Genomic DNA, 286 nt, shown 5'->3' on the forward strand with positions numbered 1-286 from the left:
GTGCAGATTTAATCGCTACCGCACCGGGTAAATATGCTTTCTTTATTCTCAGTGACACTAATCGAGCTGATGCATGGATTGCTGAGGAACAGACTTTTGTGGATCTTATCAATAACAGCCAACCACAGTGTCCGGTTTATTACCGTCGTCGTCACCAAAACAGTGAACGTAAAGCCGGTAATATCGGCGACTGGGTTCAGCGTTGGGGCGGTGATTATGAGGCAATGTTAGTGCTTGATGCTGACAGTATCATGAGTGCAAAGTCGATGGTGACATTATCACGTCG

1 protein-coding gene is annotated in these 286 nt (G+C 46.2%); it reads left to right on the top strand.

Annotated elements, in window-relative coordinates; all coding sequences use genetic code 11:
- The coding region (locus AAEZ00_RS21015) for a glycosyltransferase family protein (protein ID WP_502959354.1) at positions 1–286 on the top strand (286 nt) is incomplete at both ends.

It is taken from the genome of Shewanella sp. S1-49-MNA-CIBAN-0167 (genome assembly GCF_040310145.1).
Classification (GTDB): Bacteria; Pseudomonadota; Gammaproteobacteria; order Enterobacterales; family Shewanellaceae; genus Shewanella; species Shewanella psychromarinicola.